Genomic DNA, 19,494 nt, shown 5'->3' with positions numbered 1-19,494 from the left:
GGCCAGGACCACCGGCGCGGGCGGCGCCGGCGTTGCGGGCGCGGTCGCCGTCGGCGCGGCTTCCAAGCTGGCGGGCGGCGGCGCGGTGCGCTTGGCGTTCAGGGTCAGCAGGGTGATCCCGCCCAGGGCGACGGCCGCGACCACGCCCGCCGCCAGGCCCAGGCCGTCAGTGGCGGAGGGCGGACGGGCGACGTCCGGCGCGGCGGTCGTCGAAGCCAGCCGCAGGTCGTCGGCCGACAGCCGGCGGCGCGGGTCGTGTCCGGTGGCTTCAGCGAACATCGGACTTGCCCTTGCTGGAGAAGAACAGCGCCAGCCGCGAGCGCTTGGCGGGCGGCTCGGGGCGCGGCTGCGGCGAGGCGGCGTCGAGCGCCGGGGTCTGGTAGGAATCGTTGTGCAGCACGGCCACGGCGTTGCCCCGCCGCAGCACGAAGGCCGGCGCCACCTGGCTGGCCACCAGCCAGTCGCCCTGCGAGGTGAAGCTGACCAGGCTCTCGGACTTGTCGGCGGCCACCGCGTAGACGGCCGGCGTGGTCGTTCCTTCGGACCAGCGGAAATAGGTCGCCTTGCCGTTGTCGAACACGCGCATCGGCACGGTGTCGGCCGCGCCGGTGAAGGTGTAGGCGAGGTTGCGCTGCTCGGGCGGCGGAACCACAGGCTCGGCGGGCGCCGCCGGAGCGGGCGCGGCGCCGGCCAGTTCGGCCGCGGGCTCGTGCGGATAGTGGAAGCGCAGGTCGTAGACCACCTGGCCCTTGGCGCAGGCCGCCGTCGGCCTGGCGACCAGCTCGAAGCTGTAGCGCCGCCTGTCGGTCGAGACCGTCATGTTGCTGTGGCTGGTCTTGTAGGCCGGCTTCACGAACAGCATGTCGGCCCGCTTGTTGGGCGCGACCAGCCATTGGGCGGCGTCGCCCAGGCCGACGTTCTCGATCCGCTCGCCGGGGGCGAACTCGATCATCGTCTGGAAACCGAAGCAGCCATCGACGCGCACCACGACGGCGTCGTCGTAGTCGACCATCCGGATGCGACCGTCCGAGGCTTGAGCGGCGAAGGGGGCGAGCGCGGCCGCGAGGGCCGGCAGGAGCAGGGCGTGTCTCATGATCCAGGGTTCGCGGTCAGGGTGGAGGCGGCGGGCTGGGGGCGATGACGCTGCCCCAGGCCTTCGGCGCGGGGACGGGCGGCGGCGCGGCGGGGCTGGACCTGTGGGGCGAGGGAGGCGGGCGGCGGCGCGATCGCCGTGCGGCGATCGACGTGGGTCTGGCGCGATCCGGCCGACGACGCGGAGACGGCGGCGACCACCGCAGCGGTGCGGGCGTTCACGGCCGCTCGTCCCTCAACTCCGGCCGGGGCGGCGCTCGGCATGGACTGGAGGGAGAGGCCGGGGTTTGGCGCGGCTTCGCTCGCGCCGCCGAACGGCCGCCAGGCGCGGGTGATGTTCCACGCCGCCCAGGCCAGGGCGAGCAGCAGCAGCACGTAGATGATCGCGCCCAGGAACAGGGTCAGGATCGGCCGGGTCTCGGCCACGGCGGCGGCCGGGTCGTCGCCGATGGCGGCGATCACCGGTCCCAGCGCCGCCAGCACGCCCGCGCCGCCCAGGGTCAGCAGCATCGGGGTGAAGGCCAGGGCGCCGGCGGTCTTGATCCAGCCTTCGAACAGGCCGCGCGTGCGGGGAAAGAGCGCCAGCACGACGAATATCGGACCCACCGCCAGCAGCACCGCCAGCACGATGCGGGCGACGATCAGCAGGCCCGCCGTGCTGATCAGCAGCATCAGGGCGCTGGCCCAGGTCAGCTTGACGGCCGTCTGCACCTGCGGGTCGTTGGCCGGTCCGGCCTGACCGAGGTCCTTGGCTAGGTCCGCCACCTGCTCGAACACTACGTCCAGCCGTGCGGCGAAGGCCCGGGCCGCGCCGTGCGGCGCGCCCAGCAGGGCGGCGGCGATCTGGTCGGGGCCGCCGGTCAGCAGGCCATAGACCACGGCCTGATAGGCCGGCCAGGCGGTGGCGAAGGTCAGGACGAGGCCAAGCACCACCATGCGCGGCGTCAGGGTCGAGAGACCCAGGCGCGTGCGGCCGGTGATCAGGCCGTAGGCGACGAAGGCGACATAGATGGTCAGCAGCCCGGTCAGGGTCGCGCCGAACGCGCCGCCCATCCCGAACAGCCGGCCGTAGCCGGCGCTGACCGCCAGGTTCAACTGGCAGTCCAGCGCCGCCATGCCGTCGGCCAGGCCGCCGTCCGCGGTCAGCAGGGCGGGGCAGGCGCTCACGAGGCCGCGCTCCGCAGCGGGATCACGTCTTCGCTGGCGACGACGATGGGCGTCGGGCCGGGATAGACCGTGCCGGTCAACTCCGGCCACCAGAAGGCCGGGTGATCGCCCAGCCGCCTGCGCAACTCATCGAGGCGGCGCACCGTGGTTTCGCGGCCCGACAGCACCGTGACGATCTCGGGCATGTCCGACAGGTCCAGCCGCGCCACCACGCTGTGGGCGCCATGCTTGACCAGGAAGCAGCGGGCATGGGCGGGCAGGGCGCGCACCAGGTCCAGCTCGTGCTCGGTCAGGCCGAAGCCGTCGGCGTAGTCTTCTGCCTGGGCGCGGGGATTGGGCATGAAGATCTGGGTGGCGGCCTGCTCGATGATCGCCGTCGAGACCTGGCTTTCCAGCGCGTCGCGGGCGCTCTGGGTGCCGAAGCCCAGGATGGCGTTGCGCTTGCGCAGGGTCTTCATCCAGTCGCGGATGCGGGCGGCGAACACCGGATCGTCCAGCGCCTTCCAGCCCTCGTCGATCAGGATCATGGTCGGCTCGCCGTCCAGCCGCTCCTCGACGCGATGGAACAGGTACATCATCGCCGGGGTGCGCAGCACCGGCGAGTCCAGCAGCTGGGTCATGTCGAAGCCCAGAACCTTGGCGTCCAGATCGAGGCGGTCGGTCTCGTTGTCGAACAGCCAGGCGTGCGGACCCTCGCCGCACCACGGGGCCAGCCGTGCGGCCAGGTCCCCCGGCGCGGGCCGGCGGCGACCGCCCAGCAGTTCGCGGAAATAGCGCAGGCGGCGGAAGGCCGGATCCTGGTCGTAGTTGGCGTCGACCGCCGCGGCGACCAGCGCCGCCTCGTCCGGCGTCAGGGTCTCGCCGGGACCGCAGGCCAGGCGGGCGATCCAGTCGCGCAGGAAGGCGCGGTTGACCGGGCTGTCGGGCAGCTGCAGCGGATTGAAGCCGGTCGGCTCGCCCGGCCGCAGCACCGAGTAGCCGCCGCCAATGGCCCGAACGAAGATCTCGGCCCCGCGGTCCTTGTCGAAGATCATGGTCCGCGGCCGCACCTTCTGGGCCTGGGCGGCCAGGAAGTTCATCACCACCGTCTTGCCCGAGCCCGACGGGCCGATGATCGTGAAGTTGCCCAGATCGGCGGCGTGGAAGTTGAAGAAATAGGGCGTGGCCGAGGTGGTCTCGAGCACGGTGATCGCCTGGCCCCAGTGCACGCCCTTGGCGCGGCCGGTCGGGAAGCTGTGCAGCGAGGCGAGGCTGGCGAAGGCCCCGGTCGAGATCAGGGCCCGACGCGCGCCATAGGCCTCGTTGCCCGGGAACTGCGCCCAGAAGGCCGGCTCCAGGCCCAGGTCCTCGCGCACGGCGACGGCGCCGAGATCGGCCAGGGTCGAGAGGCAGGCCGCGGCAGCGCCGTCCAGGCTGGCCAGGTCCGGCGCACGGACCAGCAGGCTCATCTGGTGCTCGCCCAGCACCGACCGGCCGGACGACAGGTCGTCCTTGGCCTCGACCAGGCCCTGGCGCAGGCTGGCGCCGTCGTCGTCGGCCGCGCGGAAGCGGCGCAGGGCGGTGTCTACCCGCTCCAGACCGATCTGCCGGTCGACGAAGGCGAAGCTCTCCGACAGGGTCATCTCGAAGGGCAGGCGCAGCAGGGCGTCCAGCATCCCCGGCGCGGCCGAGGGCGGATAGTCCTTCAGCGACAGGATCGCCGCATAGTTCTTGCCCTCGCCGAGGTCCGAGCGCTCCAGGGCGTCGAGGCCGAAGCTGACCCGGCGATAGGGCAGGTGCTGTCCGACGTCGCCGGCCGGCCACAGCATCGGCCGCAGTTCGCCGTTGAACAGGGCCGACAGGAATTCCAGCGGCTCGGCGCAGCGGCCGGCCGGGGTCTCGTAGCTGGCCAGCGCGCGCGGACCATAGGCTTGCAGGGCGGCGCTCAGCGCCTCGCGGGCGGCGTCGAGGTCGCGCAGGTCGCGGGCCTCCTGCGCCTGGCGGGCGGTCTCGCCCATGCCGGCGTTCAGCAGGCGGGCGGCGCGGTCCACCAGGCCCGCCTTGCCGCGCGCCGGGCGGTGCAGGATGGTCAGGAACAGGTCGTTGACGAACAGGCTGCGGCCGGCCATCCGCGCCTGCCAGCGCTGGTCGATCATCCGACAGACCGGGTCTGCGAAGCTGGCCGTCAGCCCCGCCTGCACCCGCCTGCGCAGGATGTGGTGGCGGACCACGAAGCGCGAGCCGCCGATCGCCCGCAGCGCCGCCTCGCGCAGGGCCTGGCGGTGGTTCAGCTCCTCGGTGTCGGCGGTCTCGAAGGCGAAGCCTTCCAGGTGCAGCACCTGCATCAGCGCGCCGTCGCGCAGGCGCACGGTGCGCTCGTCGATCAGGCCCTCATAGGGCAGGCGGTCGCCGGCGCGCTGCTCGCCTTGCGTCCAGGCGGCGAAACCGGTCCAGCGGGGCTTTTTGCGGGTCATGGCCAGGCTCTCAGGGGGCGTAGCTGTTGCAGCGCCAGCGGCGCCAGTTGCCGACGCGGGGGCACTTGCTCACCCGCGTCAGCCACAGGTCGAAGATCCGCGGCTCCTTCAGGCAGGCGACGTAGCCGATCGCGTGCACGACCACCGCGACGATCAGCGCCCAGAACGAGCGGGTCACCAGGAAGGCTTCCGTCGTCACGATCCCGTTGATCACGAAGAAGCTGTAGGTGACGCCGGCGAACATCTGCGGCTGGGTCAGGGCGCGGAAGATCGGGGTGCGGACGAGATCGGCCATGACCGGTCAGCCCGCCGCGGCGCGGATGCCGGCGACGATGGTGCCGGCCCCGAACAGGATGAAGCAGCCCAGCACCACCGTGGCGCCGAACCGCCAGTTCATCCGGCCCGTCAACATGAGAAAGCCGACCATGGCCACGGCGATCACCGCCACGGCGGTGGCCACATTGCCCAGCAGCGTGCCCTGCACCCAGGCCACGGCGTTGGCGATCGGCTGGGCGCCTTGCGGACTGGCGAAGGCTGGGGCCGAGACGGCCAGGGAAGCGGCCGTAACAGCAGTGAACAGGCGGGCGGTCATGGGGCTTCTCCAGAAAGGGCAGGGGGAGCGGCGGCCTTGGCCAGCCGGTCGAGATTGGTCGCCACGTAGGCGCGGGTTTCCTTGAAGGGCGGCACGCCGCCGTACTGCGCCACCCGGCCGCCGCCGGCGTTGTAGGCGGCCAGGGCCAGGTCCACGGCGCCGTCGAAACGGTCGAGCTGGGCGCGCAGGTGGGCCGCGCCGCCCATGATGTTCTGCGCCGGATCGGCCGGATCGACGCCCAGCGCGCGGGCGGTGGCCGGCATCAGCTGCATCACGCCGATCGCGCCGGCCGGCGAGACGGCCTTGGCGTCGTAGCCCGACTCCGAGCGGGCGACGGCGTCGATCAGGGCGGGGCTGAGGTCGTAGCGCGCGGCCGCGGCCAGCACGGCGTCGCGATAGGGCGCGGGGATGTTCGTGGTTTCAGCGAGCGGAGCGGGAGTGGCTTCGACGGCCTGGGACCAGCCGCCGCCGACCCGACGCACCGCGCCGTCGTCTTCGATCTGCAACACCTGCGCGTGGGCCGCGCCAGTGGCGACTAGCGCCAGACCGCAGGCGGCCGCCAGCTTTCGCGATTGCTGCTGAAAAGTACGGAATCTTTGCGGTTCCCAACCCATGCGGCCAGTATTGGGAGGTCAAGTCGGCCGCAATTTGTCGTTATGTATTGGTTTTGTATCGCCTTTCGGGGCGCTGATACGCCCGAAATACCCATCCGGCATATTTCCAGCGAATTACACTGTTTCAAAAGCAGGACGCCGAAGCGCCGGCCCGAGCAACGCGGGCGGCAGCTCGGGACGCATGCACGGAGGAGCAGCGACATCATGCACGACGACCACCCTATCGAAGAGCACGATCTGGGCCTGCAGCATGACCTGGCGATCATGAGCGCTCGCATCGTCGAGCGCCGCCGCATGCTGGCCTGGCTCGCCACGGGCGGCACGGCCGCCCTGGTCGCCGCCTGCGGCGGAGGCGGCGGTTCCAGTTCGGGCGGTTCGACCTCTTCTTCCTCGTCGAGCAGCAGCTCGAGCTCGTCCAGTTCCTCGAGCTCCAGTTCCAGCAGCAGCTCGTCGAGCTCGTCCTCGGTCAGCAGCTGCATCGCCGACCCGACCGAGACCAACGGACCCTATCCCAGCGACGGCTCCAACAGCGTCAACGGCACGGTGTCGAACATCCTGGCCGTCAGCGGCGTGGTGCGCAGCGACATTCGGTCCAGCTTCGGCAGCTCGACGACCACGGCGCCGGGCGTGCAACTGACCCTGACCATCACCCTGGTCAACACCAACAACAGCTGCGCGGCGCTGTCGGGCTACGCCATCTACCTCTGGCACTGCACGCGCGACGGCAACTACTCGCTCTATTCCAGCGGCATCACCGGCGAGAACTACCTGCGCGGCGTGCAGGTGACCGACAGCAACGGCCAGGTGACCTTCACCACGATCTATCCGGGCTGCTATTCGGGCCGCTGGCCGCACATCCACTTCGAGGTCTATCCGAGCCTGGCCACGGCCACGAGCTACGCCAACCGGGTGCTGACCTCGCAGTTCGCCATGCCCAGCGCGATCAGCGACACCGTCTACGCCGGGGCCACCGGCTACAGCGCCAGCGTCACCAACAAGGCCGCGATCACCATCGCCAGCGACAACGTCTTCGGCGACAACACCAGCGCCCAGATCGCCGCCCAGACGCCGAGCCTCAGCGGCAGCGTGTCGGCGGGCTACACCGGCACGGTCGTCGTCGGCCTGGCGGTCTGACGGATGCGGGCGGGGGCGAGGGAGCGATGGCTGGCGACCCTGCTGGTCGCCGTGCTGTCGGCGCTCGTCCTCGTCCCGCGCCTGGGGTCTCCGAGCCAACCGATCTGGGACGAGGCCTACTACCTGACCTCGACCCAGCGCTATCTGGAGCGCACCGCCCAGTTCGCCTCGCACCCGCCGCTCGGCCTGATGCTGATCGCGGCGGGCGCTCTGGTCGTGAACGACAACCAGGACCTGCCGGTCCATCGCCTGGCCGAGACCAAGTCGGTCAAGGGCGAAGACGTCCCCGTCGGCTACAGCTATTGGGGCGTCCGCGCGGCCTCGGCGCTGTTCGGGATCTTCGGCGCAGTGCTGTTCTTCCGGCTGGCCCTCGTGCTGGCCGGCGACCGCCTGGGCGCGGCCCTGGCCTTCGCCAACCTCTACATCTTCGACAACGCCCTGGCCGTGCAGTTCCGGGCCGGGCACCTGGACGCCTTCCAGTCGGCCTTCCTGCTGGCGGCATTACTTGTCCTGGCGCTCGCCGCGCACCGGCAGCGACCCCGGATCGTCGAGGCCCTGGCCTTCGGCGCGCTGATCGGTCTGGCGGCGATGGTGCGGCTGAACGCTCTCGTCCTGGCGCCGATCGGTCTGCTGCTGCCAATCCTGGCTCTGCGCGGTCCGCGCCCATGGCGAACGGCGACCGTTCACGCCGGCGCCTTGATGGTCGGCGGCCTGGCGGCGGTCGCGGCGACGATGGTCGTCCACCTGGCGGTCGCGCCCCTGCCGCCGATGCGTGGCGAGCCGGCCGGCGCGCGCGATGCTTCCTTCGTCTCGCCGACCTACCAGGCCTTCCTCGAAGGGCGGCGGTCGCTGTCGCCGGCGGTGATCTGGGCGGCGAGCGCGGACTATCGGCGCTACATCGCCGGCGATTTCGCCGGCACGCCCAAGGCCGACCCGAACGGCTCCTCGCCGCTGGCCTGGTCGGTGATGGGCGGGGCGATCAACTACCGCTGGGACAGCGAGGGTCGCACGACCAGCTACCTGCAACTGGCCGGCAATCCGGCGGGCTGGACGATCGGGCTGCTGGGCGTGCTCGGCGCGGCGGTTGTGCTCGTCCTGCGTGGAGCGCGAGATGACGCGGCGGCCACGCGTCGGCGCCTGATGCTGACCTTGTTGGCAGGGTGGGCGATCTTCATGATCGCGCACCTGGTGCTGGCCCAGCAGAGGGTCCTGTACCTCTACCACTACTTCCCGGGACTGCTGCTCAGCTGGGCGCTGGCGGTCCTGACCTTCGAGGAGGCCTGCGCCCGCTGGCCGGCCTTCGCGCGCCGGCGCGGCGTGCTGCTGGCGGGCGGGGCGGGCGCGGTGCTGCTGGGCTTCCTGGCCTACGCGCCCTTCACCTATCATCGACCCCTGACCCACGCGGCCTGCGCCGCCCGGACCCTGCTGGATCCCCGCGTCGTCGATTGCCGCTAGGGCAGGACTTGCGAGGCCAGCGCCTCGCCCGCTACGACAGGTGTTCGCGGTGGTCCGCGAAGGGCCGAGCGGGACGCATGAGCGACATCACCATCGTCGATATCGCCAAGCAGGCGGGGGTGTCGATCAAGACCGTCTCGCGGGTGATCAATCGCGAGGAGGGCGTCGGTCCGGAGACCCGCGCCCGGGTCGAGGACTTGGTCGCCAAGCTCGGCTATCGCCCCAACGTCTCGGCCCGCTCGCTGTCGAGCCGCCGCAGCTACCTGATCGGCGTGGTCTTCATGCGGGTCGGCGCCTATCACTATGTCGGCGAGGTCCAGGTCGGCGCCATGCGCGCCTGTCGCAGGGCCGGCTATCACCTCGTCATCGAGCAGGTCGACGACCTGGGGCAGGGCAGGGGTCCCACCTTCGCCGAGGCGCTGAAGGCCGGACGCTTCGACGGCCTCGTCCTGACGCCCCCGATCTGCGACGACCCCGAGATCCTGGCGACCATCGAGGCCCAGGGGCTGGCCTATGTGCGCGTCGCGCCCGGCCGCGACTTCGGCCGCTCGCCGTACGTGTTCATGGACGACCAGCAGGCCGCCCACGACATGACCGCCCGCCTGTGGGATCTGGGACACCGCCGGATCGCCTTCATCGACGGGCCCGCCGACCACGGTTCGGCCCGCCGTCGGCGCGAAGGCTACATGACCGCCATGGCCGAACGCGGCGCGCGGGTGCGGCCCGAATGGGTCGCCAATGGAGACTTCATGCCGCTGTCGGGCCTGGAGGCCGGCGACCGACTGCTGGCGCTGTCCGAGCCGCCGACAGCGATCTTCGCCGCCAATGACGCCATGGCCCTGGGCGTGATATCGGCGGCGTCGAAGCGCGGCCTTTCCCTGCCGCAGGACCTCACCGTGGTCGGCTTCGACGATGGTCCGCTGGCTGAATCGTCCTGGCCCAGCCTCACCACCGTGCACCAGCCGATCGCCGAAATGGCCGAGGCGGCGGCGCAGATGCTGATCGAAGGATTCGGCGACCCCCGTTTCCGCAACCGCACGGCCGCCAGGCAGCTCGACTATCACCTCGTGGAGCGCGACTCTTCGGCGTCTCCGAAGCCTTAGGCTCTCGGCGTGGTTGAGGTTGGTTGTGATCGAGATTTCCGGAATTATTGGATTCTGAATCTCCATAGTTCGATGATATAGCGATCAAAATTCCAGACAGCGGTGTCTTTTGAAAATGACGTAGACAACGTTGTCGTATCGTGGTGTCAATTTACGACAACGTTGTCGTCATCGGGACATCCCGCCAGCGCAACGTCGGCTCAAGCCTCGGGACAAGGGGCGGAGGAAACATCCCGGACGTCCAAAACGGCGCCGGGAACCGGCTGGAACCGGCGACGTGAAAGCGTCGATCCGTCTTCCGGTCCGCGCAGGAAAGGGGACAGACATGCGCACCATGCTCTTCGCTTCGGCCGCCCTGGCGGTCGTGTGCTTCAACGCGCCCGCAGCCTTCGCCCAGGAGGGCGAGGCCGTGCAGCTCGACGAGGTCGTCATCACCGCTCAGCGGCGTAGTGAAAATCTGCAGAAGACCCCGCTGACCGTCTCGGCGGTCACCGGCGACAAGCTGGAATCCCAGGGGGTCAAGACCGTGGTCGACCTGGCAAGCCAGGTGCCGGCCCTGCAGATCACCTCCAGCGGCGCCGGCACGGCGCAGGTCTTCCTGCGCGGCATCGGCAGCACCAACACCACCGAGGTCGGCGACCCGGCGGTGGCCTACCACATCGACGGCATCTACCAGGCCCGTTCCAGCTCGCTGGGCGCGCTGTTCTACGACGTCGACCGCGTCGAAGTTCTGCGCGGCCCGCAGGGCACGCTCTATGGCCGCAACGCCACGGCCGGCGCCATCAACGTGATCACCAAGAAGCCGGTCCTGGGCGAGTACGAGGGCGCGGGCTCGATCGACGTCGGCAACTACGCCGCCATCACCACCTCGGGCATGGTCAACGTGCCGCTCGGCGACACCCTGGCCGTCCGCGCCTCGTTCCAGCAGAGCCGCCACGACGGCTACGTGGAGTCGCTGAAGAACGGTTCGGGCACTGGCGGCAACGACCGCTACGACCAGGACGACAAGTCTGCCCGCGTGCGGGTGCTGTGGAAGCCCAGCGACGCCTTCTCGCTGCTGGTCAACGCCGACTACCTGCATCAGGGCGGAGCCGGCGGCGGCGACGGCACCTACGGCACCGCCAGGGTCACGGGCGATCCGTGGACCTGCAACTGCTCGACCAACCTCTACCGCAACAACCGCTTCTTCAGCACCAGCGCCGAGGCCAACTGGGACCTGGGTTTCGCGAACCTGACCTACCTGGTCGGCTACAACTATTCGGAGCTGGACCGCACCGGCGAGAACGCCAGCAGCGGCGCCCCCAACTACTTCTGGGGCGAGGATCACACCTGGTCGCATGAACTGCGCCTGGGCGGCGACACCGGCAAGCTGAAGTGGGTGGTCGGCCTCTACCGCTTCACCGAGGACAACGACGTCGACTTCCGCGTCTTCCTGGCGACCAACTCGTACCTGTCGTTCATCCAGCCCGAGGTCACCGCCGAAAGCATCGCCGTCTTCGGCCAGACCACCTACGAGGTCACCGACCGGTTCCGCGTCACCGGCGGCCTGCGCTACACCGAAGACAAGAAGGGGCGCACCGGCGGCACCTACATCACCAATTCCAGCGGGGCGATCGTCTCGACGGTGGTGGCCAACATCGCCAGCGCCAAGTGGGACGCCACCAACTGGAAGATCGGGGCCGACTTCGACCTGACCTCGACCTCGATGCTCTATGCGAACATCGCCACGGGCTACAAGGCGGGCGGCTACTATGACGGGGTCACCGACAACGTCTATGCGCCGGAGAAGATCACCTCGTACGAGGCCGGGGTGAAGAACCGCTTCTTCGACAACCGCCTGCAGGTGAACGCCACGGCGTTCCTCTACGACTACCGCGACTTCCAGGTCAGCGCCCTGGGCACCATCGGCGGCCAGGACGCCACCGTCACCCTCAACGCGGACAAGGCCGAGGTCTACGGCCTGGAGTTCGAGACCAACCTGGCCCTGACCGAGCACGACCGCATCGACGCCACGCTGGGCTGGCTGCATGCGGAGTACAAGGAGTTCGTGCTGCCGCGCGGGGACTCGTTCTCGAACAACGACGCCAACGCCACGATCGCGGCCTGCTATTCGGCCAACTATTCGGCCGCCGCTCCGCGCTCGACCGACTTCTCGGGCTGCCGCATGGCCCGCACGCCGGAATGGACCTTCAATCTCGGCTACCAGCACATCTGGGACCTGAGCATCGGCGGGACCCTGACGGGCCGGATCCAGAGCCACTACGAAAGCGCCAAGAACCTCGAGTACCACGGCTTCGCCCAGAACCGGGAAGGGGCCTTCACCAAGACCGACGTCAGCCTGACCTACGCCAGCGCCGACGATCGCTGGACCCTGCAGGGCTATGTCCGCAACCTCGAGGACGACGCGGTCCGCACCGCCTCGTCGCCCAACTCGACTACGGGCCTGGCGACCAACGGAGCCGGCGAGTTCTACGCCCCGCCGCGCACCTACGGCCTGCGTCTGGGCGTGACCTTCTAAGCCTCCTCACTTCCCCCTCGCGCCCGGCGGACCCTGCCCGCCGGGCGCGCTTTGTTTTTCGTGTCCGCAAGCGAGTTTAGCCGATGATCCTCGACCGCCGCCTTCTGCTCTTGGCCGCTTCGGCCGCGATCCTCGGCGGTGCGGCCGCCGCCGCACCTAAGCAGCCCGAACTGGGCGTCCGCGACGGCAAGGTCATCACGGTCGACGGCCTGAAGTTCCGCGACCTCGACCGCGACGGCAAGCTGGAGCCCTACGAGGACTGGCGGCTGTCGCCCGAGGCCCGCGCCGCCGACCTGACTGGGCGCATGACGCTGGACGAGAAGGCCGGCCAGATGATGCACGGCACCCTGCCGGCGACCGGGCCGATGGGCGTGGCCGGCATGGGCTCGGGCTACGACATGGCCAAGGCGACGCCGCTGGTCATCGACCGCCACGTCACCACCTTCATCACCCGTCTCGCCGGCGCTCCGGCCTTCCTGGCCGAGCAGAACAACGCCATCCAGGCCGTCGCCGAGAAGGGCCGCCTGGGCGTGCCGGCGACGATCAGCACTGATCCGCGACACCACTTCCAGTTCACGGCCGGCGCCAGCGTCGAGGCCGGCGGTTTCTCCAAGTGGCCCGAGGCCCCGGGCCTTGCCGCCATCGGCGACGCCAAGCTGGTGCGGCGCTTCGGCGACGTCGCCCGCCAGGAATACCGCGCGGTCGGCATCCATCAGGCCCTGTCGCCGATGGCCGACCTGTCGACCGAACCGCGCTGGCCGCGCACCAACGGCACGTTCGGCGAGGACGCCGATCTCGTCGGCAAGATGACCAAGGCCTACATCCAGGGCTTCCAGGGCGGCGACACCGGTCTGGTCTCGAACGGCGTGTCGGCCGTGGTCAAGCACTGGGTCGGCTACGGCGCCTCGGCCAAGGGCTTCGACGGCCACAACAGCTACGGCCGGTACGCCGTCTTCCCGAAGGGGCAGTTCGACCTGCACGTGAAGCCGTTCGACGAGGCGTTCTCGGCCGGCGTGGTCGGTGTGATGCCGACCTACGCCATCCTCCAGGGCGTCTCGCTCGAAGGCACGGCCCTGGAGCCGGTCGCCGCCGGCTTCTCCAAGCAACTGCTGACCGACCTGCTGCGCGGCAAGCACGGCTTCAAGGGCGTGGTGGTGTCCGACTGGGCGATCACCAACGACTGCGGCGAGACCTGCCGCAACGGCTTCCCGGCCGGCGTGCGTCCCGGCTTCGAGGGCTTCTCCACCGCCTGGGGCGTCGAGGACCTGGCCAAGGTCGACCGCTACGCCAAGGGCGTCAACGCGGGCCTGGACCAGTTCGGCGGCGTCGAGGACACGGCCGAGCTGGTGGCCGCGGTGAAGGCCGGCAAGATCACCGAGGCCCGCATCGACGAGTCCGTGAAGCGCATCCTGGTCGTGAAGTTCGAGCAGGGCCTGTTCGAGAATCCCTATGTCGATCCCAAGGCCGCGACGGCCACGGTGGGCTCCAAGACCTTCGTCGCCGAGGGCCAGGCGGCCCAGAGCGCGGCCCTGACCGTGCTGGAGAACAAGAACGGCCTGCTGCCGCTGAAGGCGACCAGCCGCAAGGTCTGGCTGAAGGGCGTCTCACCCGACGTGGCCAAGGCCTACGGCCTGACGCCGGTCGAGGATATTGCCCAGGCGGATCTGGCCATCATCCGCGCCGCGACGCCGTTCGAGACCCTGCACCCGAACTACACCTTCGGCAGCTTCCAGCACGAGGGCGACCTGTCGTTCAAGGACGGAAACGCCGACTACGAGGCGATCAAGGCCGCCTCGGCCAAGGTCCCGACCATCGTCAGCGTCTATCTCGACCGCCCGGCGATCCTGACCAATGTCCGCGACAAGGCCGCCGTGCTGATCGGCGACTTCGGCGCCAGCGACGAGGCCTTCCTCGACGCCGTGACGGGCAAGGCGCACGCTCGCGGCAAGCTGCCCTTCGAGCTGCCGTCTTCGATGGCGGCCGTCGAGGCCCAGGCCGAGGACGCCCCGCACGACAGCGAAAAGCCGCTCTACCCGATCCACTACGGCCTGACCTACTAAGGACCCGCGACCATGATCCGTCTGACGACCGCCGCCAGCATCGCGGCCCTTTCGCTGGCCTCCGCCGCGTCCGCCCAAACCGCCCAGCCGTGGATGAACACCAAGCTCTCGCCCGACGAGCGCGCGGCCCTGCTGGAAAAGGAACTGACCCTCGACGAGCGCATCGGCCTGGTCCACGGGCCGATGTCGATGCCGATCTTCGGCATCAAGAAGCCCGAGGGCGCGATCGGCTCGGCCGGCTACATCCCCGGCATCCCGCGCCTGGGCGTGCCGGCCCTGCAGGAAAGCGACGCCAGCCTCGGGGTCACCAACCCGCTGGGCGTGCGTCCCGGCGACGGCGCTACGGCGCTGGCCTCGGGCCTGTCGCTGGCCGCGACCTTCAATTCCAAGCTGGCCTATGAGGGCGGGGCCGTTGTCGGGCGCGAGGCTCGGGCGAAGGGCTTCAACGTCCAGCTGGCCGGCGGCGTGAACCTGGCGCGCGATCCGCGCAACGGCCGCAACTTCGAATATCTCGGCGAAGACCCCTGGCTGGCCGCCAACCTGGCCGCCGCCCAGATCAAGGGCATTCAGGACCAGGGCATCGTCTCGACGATCAAGCACTTCTCGCTGAACGGCCAGGAGACCAGCCGCCACTTCGCCAATTCGGTGATCGACGAGGCCGCCCATCGCGAGAGCGACCTGCTGGCCTTCCAGATCGCGATCGAGAAGGGCCAGCCCGGCTCGGTGATGTGCGCCTACAACCTCGTCAACGGCGACTACAGCTGCGGCGCCCCGCACCTGCTCAACGACGTGCTGAAGGGCGACTGGGGCTACAAGGGCTGGGTGATGTCGGACTGGGGCGCGGTCCACGCCACCGACTACATCCTCAAGGGCCTGGACCAGCAGTCGGGCGAGCAGCTTGACGCCAAGATCTGGTTCGGCGAGCCGCTGAAGGCCGCCGTCGAGAAGGGCGAGGTCCCCGCCGCGCGCCTGGCTGACGCCAGCCGCCGCATCCTGCGCTCGATGTTCGCCGCCGGCCTGTTCGACAAGCCGGTGACCCCGGGCGGCGCCATCGACTATGACGCCAACGCCGAGATCGCCCGCGCCGCGGCGACCGAAGGCGTGGTGCTGCTGAAGAACCGCGAGGGCCTGCTGCCGCTGGCCAGGACCGCCAGGACCATCGCCGTGATCGGCGGCCACGCCGACGCTGGCGTGCTGTCTGGCGGCGGCTCCTCGCAGGTCGTGCCTCCGGGCGGCGCCAAGCGCGTCGTGCCGCTGGGCGGCGAGGGCATGATGGGTCCGTTCCGCAGCCAGTATTTCAACGGCTCCTCGCCGCTGGCCGCGATCCGCAAGAGCGCGCCGGACGCCAAGGTCACCTTCGACGACGGCCGCTACATCGCCTCGGCTGTCGCCGCCGCCAAGGCCGCCGATGTCGTGGTGGTGTTCGGCAACCAGTGGATGGGCGAGGGCGAGGACGCCTTCGATCTCTCCCTGCCCAACGGCCAGGACGAGCTGATCGCCGCCGTCACGGCCGCCAACCCCAACGCCATCGTCGTGCTGCAGACGGGCGGCCCGGTCTCCATGCCCTGGCTGAACGACGCCGGCGCGGTGGTCGAGGCCTGGTACTCGGGCGCCAAGGGCGGTGAGGCCATCGCCGACGTGCTGTTCGGCGCGGTCAATCCGTCGGGCCGCCTGCCGATGACCTTCCCGGCCTCGCTGAGCCAGTATCCACGAGAAGCCCTGCCGGGGCGCGGCCTGCCCGAGAAGACCCAGTTCGACGTCAACTACACCGAAGGCGCCGACGTCGGTTACCGCCGCTTGGCCGCCACGGGCGACAAGCCGCTGTTCCCGTTCGGCTACGGCCTGTCCTACACCTCGTTCGCCTATTCGAACCTGAAGGTGGAAGGCGGCGCCAGCGTGACCGTCAGCTTCGACGTCGCCAACACCGGCAAGGTCGAGGGCAAGGACGCCCCGCAGGTCTATCTGACCGGCGCGGCGGGCAAGCCGTTGCAGCGCCTGATCGGCTTCGACAAGCTGGCCCTGAAGCCGGGCGAGACCCGCCGCGTCACCCTGACCGCCGATCCGCGCCTGCTGGCCAGCTTCGACGCCAAGGGCCATCGTTGGGTCGTCACGGGCGGCGACTATCAGGTGGCCGTCGGCGCCTCGGCGACCGATCTGGCCCTGAAGGGCGGCGCCAAGGTCAAGGCGCGGACGCTGAAGCCGTAGGGGAGGGCGTAGTGATGAAGTCTCTGGTTTCCGGCCTGGCGCTCGCGTTCGCCGTCGGGCTTCCCGTTCTCGCGGGTCCCGTGGTCAAGACTGCGTCCGGTCCCGTCGAAGGCGTCGAGACCGGTTCGGTCGCGGCCTTCAAGGGCGTGCCCTTCGCCGCGCCGCCGGTCGGCCCGCTGCGCTGGCGCGCGCCCCAGGCCCCCAGGGCCTGGGCCGCCGTCCGCTCCGCCGCCGAATACGGTCCCGACTGCGCCCAGAACCCGTTCCCGGGCGACGCCGCGCCGCTCGGCGTCAAGCCGGCCGAGGACTGCCTCTATGTGAACGTCTGGACGCCGAAGGACGCGATCAAGGCCAAGGCCAAGAAGCCGGTCATGGTCTGGATCTACGGCGGCGGCTTCGTCAACGGCGGCTCCTCGCCGGCGGTCTATGCCGGCGATCGCTTCGCCCGCGACGGCGTCGTGCTGGTCAGCTTCAACTATCGGGTCGGCCGCTTCGGCTTCTTCGCCCACCCGGCGCTGTCGACCGAGAACGCCGACGGCGGCCTCTTGGGCAACTACGCTTTCATGGACCAGATCGCGGCCTTGAAGTGGGTTCAGGCCAACATCGCCGCCTTCGGGGGCGATCCCGACAACGTGACGATCTTCGGGGAGTCGGCCGGCGGCATGTCGGTCCACGCCCTGCTGACCACGCCTCTGGCGCAGGGCCTGTTCGACAAGGCCATTATCCAGTCGGGCGGGGGCCGGCCGCGCCTGCTGCCGTCGCTGCCGATCAAGGCTGCGCCGGGCGAGCGCTCGGCCGAGAGCGTCGGCGTCGCCTTCGCCGCCAAGGCCGGCGTCACCGGGGAGGGGGCCGAAGCCCTTGTCGCCCTGCGCGCCCTGCCGGCCGACGCGGTGGTCGACGGCCTGAACATGGCCACCTCCGGCGTGCCCACCTGGAACGGCGGGCCGATGGTCGACGGCAAGCTCGTCACCAAGCCCGTGCTCGACGCCTACGCTGCCGGCGAATGGACGAAGACGCCCGTATTGGTCGGGGCCACCGGCGCCGATGGCTTCTTCTTCGGCGGCACGCGCGATCAGGTCTTCGCCCCGTTCGGCGACAGGCGGGCCGAGGCCGAAAAGCTCTACGACCCGACCGGCGACGGCGACATCAAGGTCTATGGCTGGAAGGCCGCCGGCGACCGGATGTTCATCGAGCCGGCCCGCGAGGTCGCCCGCACCCTGGCCGCCCAGGGCGCGCCGGTCTGGTCGTTCCGCTTCTCCTACGTGGCCGAAAGCCAGCGCAAGGACTGGTGGAGCGCCCCGCACGCCACCGAGATCCCGTTCGTCTTCGACACCGTCGACGCCCGCTATGGCGCGGCCCTGACCCCGGCCGATGCGGCCGCCGCCAAGGCCGCCCACGCCTACTGGATCGCCTTTGCGACCAAGGGGACGCCGGACGCCGCCGGCCAGCCGGCCTGGCCGAAGTACGACGCGGCCGGCGACGTAATCATCGACTTCACCAACGACGGCGTGAAGGTCGGCCCGGATCCGTCGAAGGCGCGCCTCGACCTGGTCCAGGCCACGACGCCTGCGCCGGCGGGGAAGTGACATGGCCGAGCGTCTGGCCGACGCGGTGATCGACCGCGACACCTTCCTGGCCCTGCGCCGGGTCCTGCCGGCGGCCACCAAGGCCTGCCTGCAGGACACCTTCGGCATCAGCGAGACCACCTGGGTCAAGCTGCGCGACGGGCGGCCGGTCAAGCGGGCGACGCTGGACCGGCTGCTGGAGCGCTATCGACGCATGTGCGGCGAGACGAGCCGCAGGGCGGCTTAAATCGCTCCAAAAAAGTTCGTCATCCCGGCCGCAGCGAAGCGGAGAGCCGGGACCCAGGGGCGACTGCAGTGCGCCGGCCCCTGGGTCCCGGATCGGCCTTCGGCCGTCCGGGATGACGTAGCTTTTGGATGGAAGATCAGTTCGCGATAGCCGGCAGCCCGTCCATGATCGCCGTCAGGGCCAGAACCGTCTGGCCCTCCATGGCGCTGTGGCCCGCGTCGGTCTTCACGTAGCTGGCCGGCGGCGCGCCGACCTCTTCCAGCGCCGCGACCAGGCGCGAGGCTTGCGACAGCGGGCAGACCTGGTCGAAGCGGCCGTGGACGATGTGGATGTCCAGGCCCTTCAGCGCGCCGGTGTTGCGCACGATGTAGTCCGGTTCCAGGAACAGGCCGTTGGCGAAGAAGTGGGCCTCGATCTGGGCGAAGCACAGGGCGAAGTCGGCCTCGCCGAACTTCCCGGCGTCGGCGTTGTCGGGGATCATGTTCGAGATCGTGCCTTCCCAGACCGACCACGCCACGGCCGCCTCGAGCTGGCGCCGGCGCTCGGCTTCATTGGTCGGAACCATGTCGAAGATCTGCTTGTATGCGCCCATGATGTCGCCCCGGTCTTCCGGCGCGACCATCTCGACGAAGGCCTTCCACTCGTCGGGATAGGCGATGTAGGCGCCCGGCTCGGTCAGGGCGTAGGGCGTCTGGGTGAAGGCCGCCGCATTGCCCTGGTACATGTAGAGCAGGTCTTCGGTCGCGCCGAGGAAGATGCCGCGCAGGATCAGCGAGGCCACCTTGTCGGCGTGGCGGATGGCGTAGGTCAGGGCCAGGGTGCTGCCCCAGCTGCCGCCGAACACATGCATGCGGCCGGTGATCCCCAGCGCGTCGCGCAGCTTATTGATGTCGGCCACGAGGTGATCTGTGGTGTTGTTGGTCAGGGCGACCTGCGGACCGGCCGAGGCCACGGTCGGCTGGCTTTTGCCGCAGCCGCGCTGGTCGAACAGGATGACGCGATAGCGGTCGGGATCGAAGAACCGGGCCATCGGCGGGGCGCAGGCGCCGCCCGGGCCGCCGTGCAGGAACATCACCGGCTCGCCGTCCGGGTTGCCGTATTCTTCCCAGTAGAGCTTGTGGTCGGGCGCGGTGTCGACCTGCAGCAGGCCGCTCTTGCTGGCGGTCGGCTGGCTGTACTTCCACTCGGTGGTGACCTTGCTGGTCGTGCGCAGCGTCGAGAAATTCATGACCGGTCTTCCGTAAGCGACTCCGTGAGGGTGGCTTACCAGTACGACCGGATCGAGGCTT

Annotated in this window: 15 protein-coding genes and 2 pseudogenes; 9 read left to right on the top strand and 8 right to left on the bottom strand. The window is 70.0% G+C overall.

All coding sequences use genetic code 11. From position 1 onward, the window contains the following. The 7 genes and pseudogenes from AC07N1_RS16980 to AC07N1_RS16950 form a co-directional block, all read right to left on the bottom strand. Window positions 1-279, bottom strand: a pseudogene (locus AC07N1_RS16980) (hypothetical protein); the annotation flags it as partial. Further along, window positions 269-1,093, bottom strand: a complete 825-nt coding sequence (locus AC07N1_RS16975) for a TrbG/VirB9 family P-type conjugative transfer protein (protein WP_494672869.1) — start codon at window positions 1,091-1,093, stop codon at window positions 269-271. The pseudogene AC07N1_RS16980 and the gene AC07N1_RS16975, both read right to left, overlap by 11 nt. After that, window positions 1,090-2,259 (bottom strand): TrbL/VirB6 family protein, encoded by a 1,170-nt coding sequence (locus tag AC07N1_RS16970; protein ID WP_494672868.1) that lies wholly within the window; start codon window positions 2,257-2,259, stop codon window positions 1,090-1,092. The genes AC07N1_RS16975 and AC07N1_RS16970 overlap by 4 nt, the downstream gene beginning before the upstream one ends. Continuing rightward, on the bottom strand, window positions 2,256-4,712 hold the full coding sequence (locus AC07N1_RS16965; protein ID WP_494672867.1) for a VirB4 family type IV secretion/conjugal transfer ATPase: 2,457 nt from the start codon (window positions 4,710-4,712) through the stop codon (window positions 2,256-2,258). Before AC07N1_RS16965 ends, AC07N1_RS16970 begins: the two co-directional genes overlap by 4 nt. A 10-nt stretch (window positions 4,713-4,722) precedes the next feature. Further along, complete coding sequence (locus AC07N1_RS16960) at window positions 4,723-5,007, bottom strand: VirB3 family type IV secretion system protein (protein ID WP_110119444.1); 285 nt, start codon at window positions 5,005-5,007, stop codon at window positions 4,723-4,725. A 6-nt stretch (window positions 5,008-5,013) separates the two neighbouring features. After that, the gene (locus tag AC07N1_RS16955) at window positions 5,014-5,304 is read right to left on the bottom strand and encodes a TrbC/VirB2 family protein (protein WP_110119443.1); all 291 of its coding nucleotides are present in this window, start codon (window positions 5,302-5,304) and stop codon (window positions 5,014-5,016) included. Next, window positions 5,301-5,813: a lytic transglycosylase domain-containing protein gene (locus AC07N1_RS16950; RefSeq protein ID WP_494672866.1), complete on the bottom strand. Its 513-nt coding sequence runs from the start codon at window positions 5,811-5,813 to the stop codon at window positions 5,301-5,303. The genes AC07N1_RS16955 and AC07N1_RS16950 overlap by 4 nt, the downstream gene beginning before the upstream one ends. Before the next feature lie 309 nt (window positions 5,814-6,122). Between AC07N1_RS16950 and AC07N1_RS16945 the strand changes: the two genes are divergently transcribed. From AC07N1_RS16945 to AC07N1_RS16905, 9 genes and pseudogenes are all read left to right on the top strand, one after another. Beyond that, window positions 6,123-7,052, top strand: coding sequence for an intradiol ring-cleavage dioxygenase (locus AC07N1_RS16945; RefSeq protein ID WP_494672865.1), 930 nt, complete (start codon window positions 6,123-6,125; stop codon window positions 7,050-7,052). A 3-nt stretch (window positions 7,053-7,055) separates the two neighbouring features. Beyond that, complete coding sequence (locus AC07N1_RS16940; protein ID WP_494672864.1) at window positions 7,056-8,507, top strand: phospholipid carrier-dependent glycosyltransferase; 1,452 nt, start codon at window positions 7,056-7,058, stop codon at window positions 8,505-8,507. 77 nt (window positions 8,508-8,584) lie between these two features. After that, window positions 8,585-9,610: a LacI family DNA-binding transcriptional regulator gene (locus AC07N1_RS16935; protein ID WP_494672863.1), complete on the top strand. Its 1,026-nt coding sequence runs from the start codon at window positions 8,585-8,587 to the stop codon at window positions 9,608-9,610. A 325-nt stretch (window positions 9,611-9,935) separates the two neighbouring features. Next, the gene (locus AC07N1_RS16930) at window positions 9,936-12,128 is read left to right on the top strand and encodes a TonB-dependent receptor (RefSeq protein ID WP_494672862.1); all 2,193 of its coding nucleotides are present in this window, start codon (window positions 9,936-9,938) and stop codon (window positions 12,126-12,128) included. 83 nt (window positions 12,129-12,211) lie between these two features. Beyond that, window positions 12,212-14,188 carry a glycoside hydrolase family 3 protein gene (locus AC07N1_RS16925; protein WP_494672861.1) on the top strand — a complete coding sequence of 659 codons (1,977 nt, stop codon included), beginning with the start codon at window positions 12,212-12,214 and terminating at the stop codon, window positions 14,186-14,188. Window positions 14,189-14,200: 12 nt separating this feature from the next. Continuing rightward, a complete protein-coding gene (locus AC07N1_RS16920; protein ID WP_494672860.1) occupies window positions 14,201-16,393 on the top strand; it encodes a beta-glucosidase family protein in 2,193 nt (730 codons plus the stop codon). 14 nt (window positions 16,394-16,407) lie between these two features. After that, window positions 16,408-17,979, top strand: coding sequence for a carboxylesterase/lipase family protein (locus tag AC07N1_RS16915; RefSeq protein WP_494672859.1), 1,572 nt, complete (start codon window positions 16,408-16,410; stop codon window positions 17,977-17,979). A 1-nt stretch (window position 17,980) separates the two neighbouring features. Next, window positions 17,981-18,205: a hypothetical protein gene (locus AC07N1_RS16910; protein ID WP_487291521.1), complete on the top strand. Its 225-nt coding sequence runs from the start codon at window positions 17,981-17,983 to the stop codon at window positions 18,203-18,205. Between the two features lie 8 nt (window positions 18,206-18,213). Further along, window positions 18,214-18,355, top strand: a pseudogene (locus AC07N1_RS16905) (hypothetical protein); the annotation flags it as partial. On the opposite strand, the gene pip reads toward AC07N1_RS16905, so the two are convergent. Continuing rightward, window positions 18,342-19,433 (bottom strand): prolyl aminopeptidase, encoded by a 1,092-nt coding sequence (gene pip, locus AC07N1_RS16900; protein ID WP_494672858.1) that lies wholly within the window; start codon window positions 19,431-19,433, stop codon window positions 18,342-18,344. The pseudogene AC07N1_RS16905 and the gene pip overlap by 14 nt on opposite strands. Window positions 19,434-19,494: the final 61 nt, after the last annotated feature.

The organism is Caulobacter sp. GW821-FHT09B11 (assembly GCF_059418205.1).
Note: the sequence above shows the minus strand (reverse complement) of the source record. Positions and strands in the feature narration are given on the sequence as shown.

Coding starts and splice junctions, on each gene's coding strand:
- AC07N1_RS16975 (WP_494672869.1), bottom strand. CDS start 1,093: ATGAGACACGCCCTGCTCCTGCCGGCCCTCGCGGCCGCGCTCGCCCCC.
- AC07N1_RS16965 (WP_494672867.1), bottom strand. CDS start 4,712: ATGACCCGCAAAAAGCCCCGCTGGACCGGTTTCGCCGCCTGGACGCAA.
- AC07N1_RS16960 (WP_110119444.1), bottom strand. CDS start 5,007: ATGGCCGATCTCGTCCGCACCCCGATCTTCCGCGCCCTGACCCAGCCG.
- AC07N1_RS16955 (WP_110119443.1), bottom strand. CDS start 5,304: ATGACCGCCCGCCTGTTCACTGCTGTTACGGCCGCTTCCCTGGCCGTC.
- AC07N1_RS16945 (WP_494672865.1), top strand. CDS start 6,123: ATGCACGACGACCACCCTATCGAAGAGCACGATCTGGGCCTGCAGCAT.
- AC07N1_RS16940 (WP_494672864.1), top strand. CDS start 7,056: ATGCGGGCGGGGGCGAGGGAGCGATGGCTGGCGACCCTGCTGGTCGCC.
- AC07N1_RS16935 (WP_494672863.1), top strand. CDS start 8,585: ATGAGCGACATCACCATCGTCGATATCGCCAAGCAGGCGGGGGTGTCG.
- AC07N1_RS16930 (WP_494672862.1), top strand. CDS start 9,936: ATGCGCACCATGCTCTTCGCTTCGGCCGCCCTGGCGGTCGTGTGCTTC.
- AC07N1_RS16925 (WP_494672861.1), top strand. CDS start 12,212: ATGATCCTCGACCGCCGCCTTCTGCTCTTGGCCGCTTCGGCCGCGATC.
- AC07N1_RS16920 (WP_494672860.1), top strand. CDS start 14,201: ATGATCCGTCTGACGACCGCCGCCAGCATCGCGGCCCTTTCGCTGGCC.
- AC07N1_RS16915 (WP_494672859.1), top strand. CDS start 16,408: ATGAAGTCTCTGGTTTCCGGCCTGGCGCTCGCGTTCGCCGTCGGGCTT.
- AC07N1_RS16910 (WP_487291521.1), top strand. CDS start 17,981: ATGGCCGAGCGTCTGGCCGACGCGGTGATCGACCGCGACACCTTCCTG.
- pip (WP_494672858.1), bottom strand. CDS start 19,433: ATGAATTTCTCGACGCTGCGCACGACCAGCAAGGTCACCACCGAGTGG.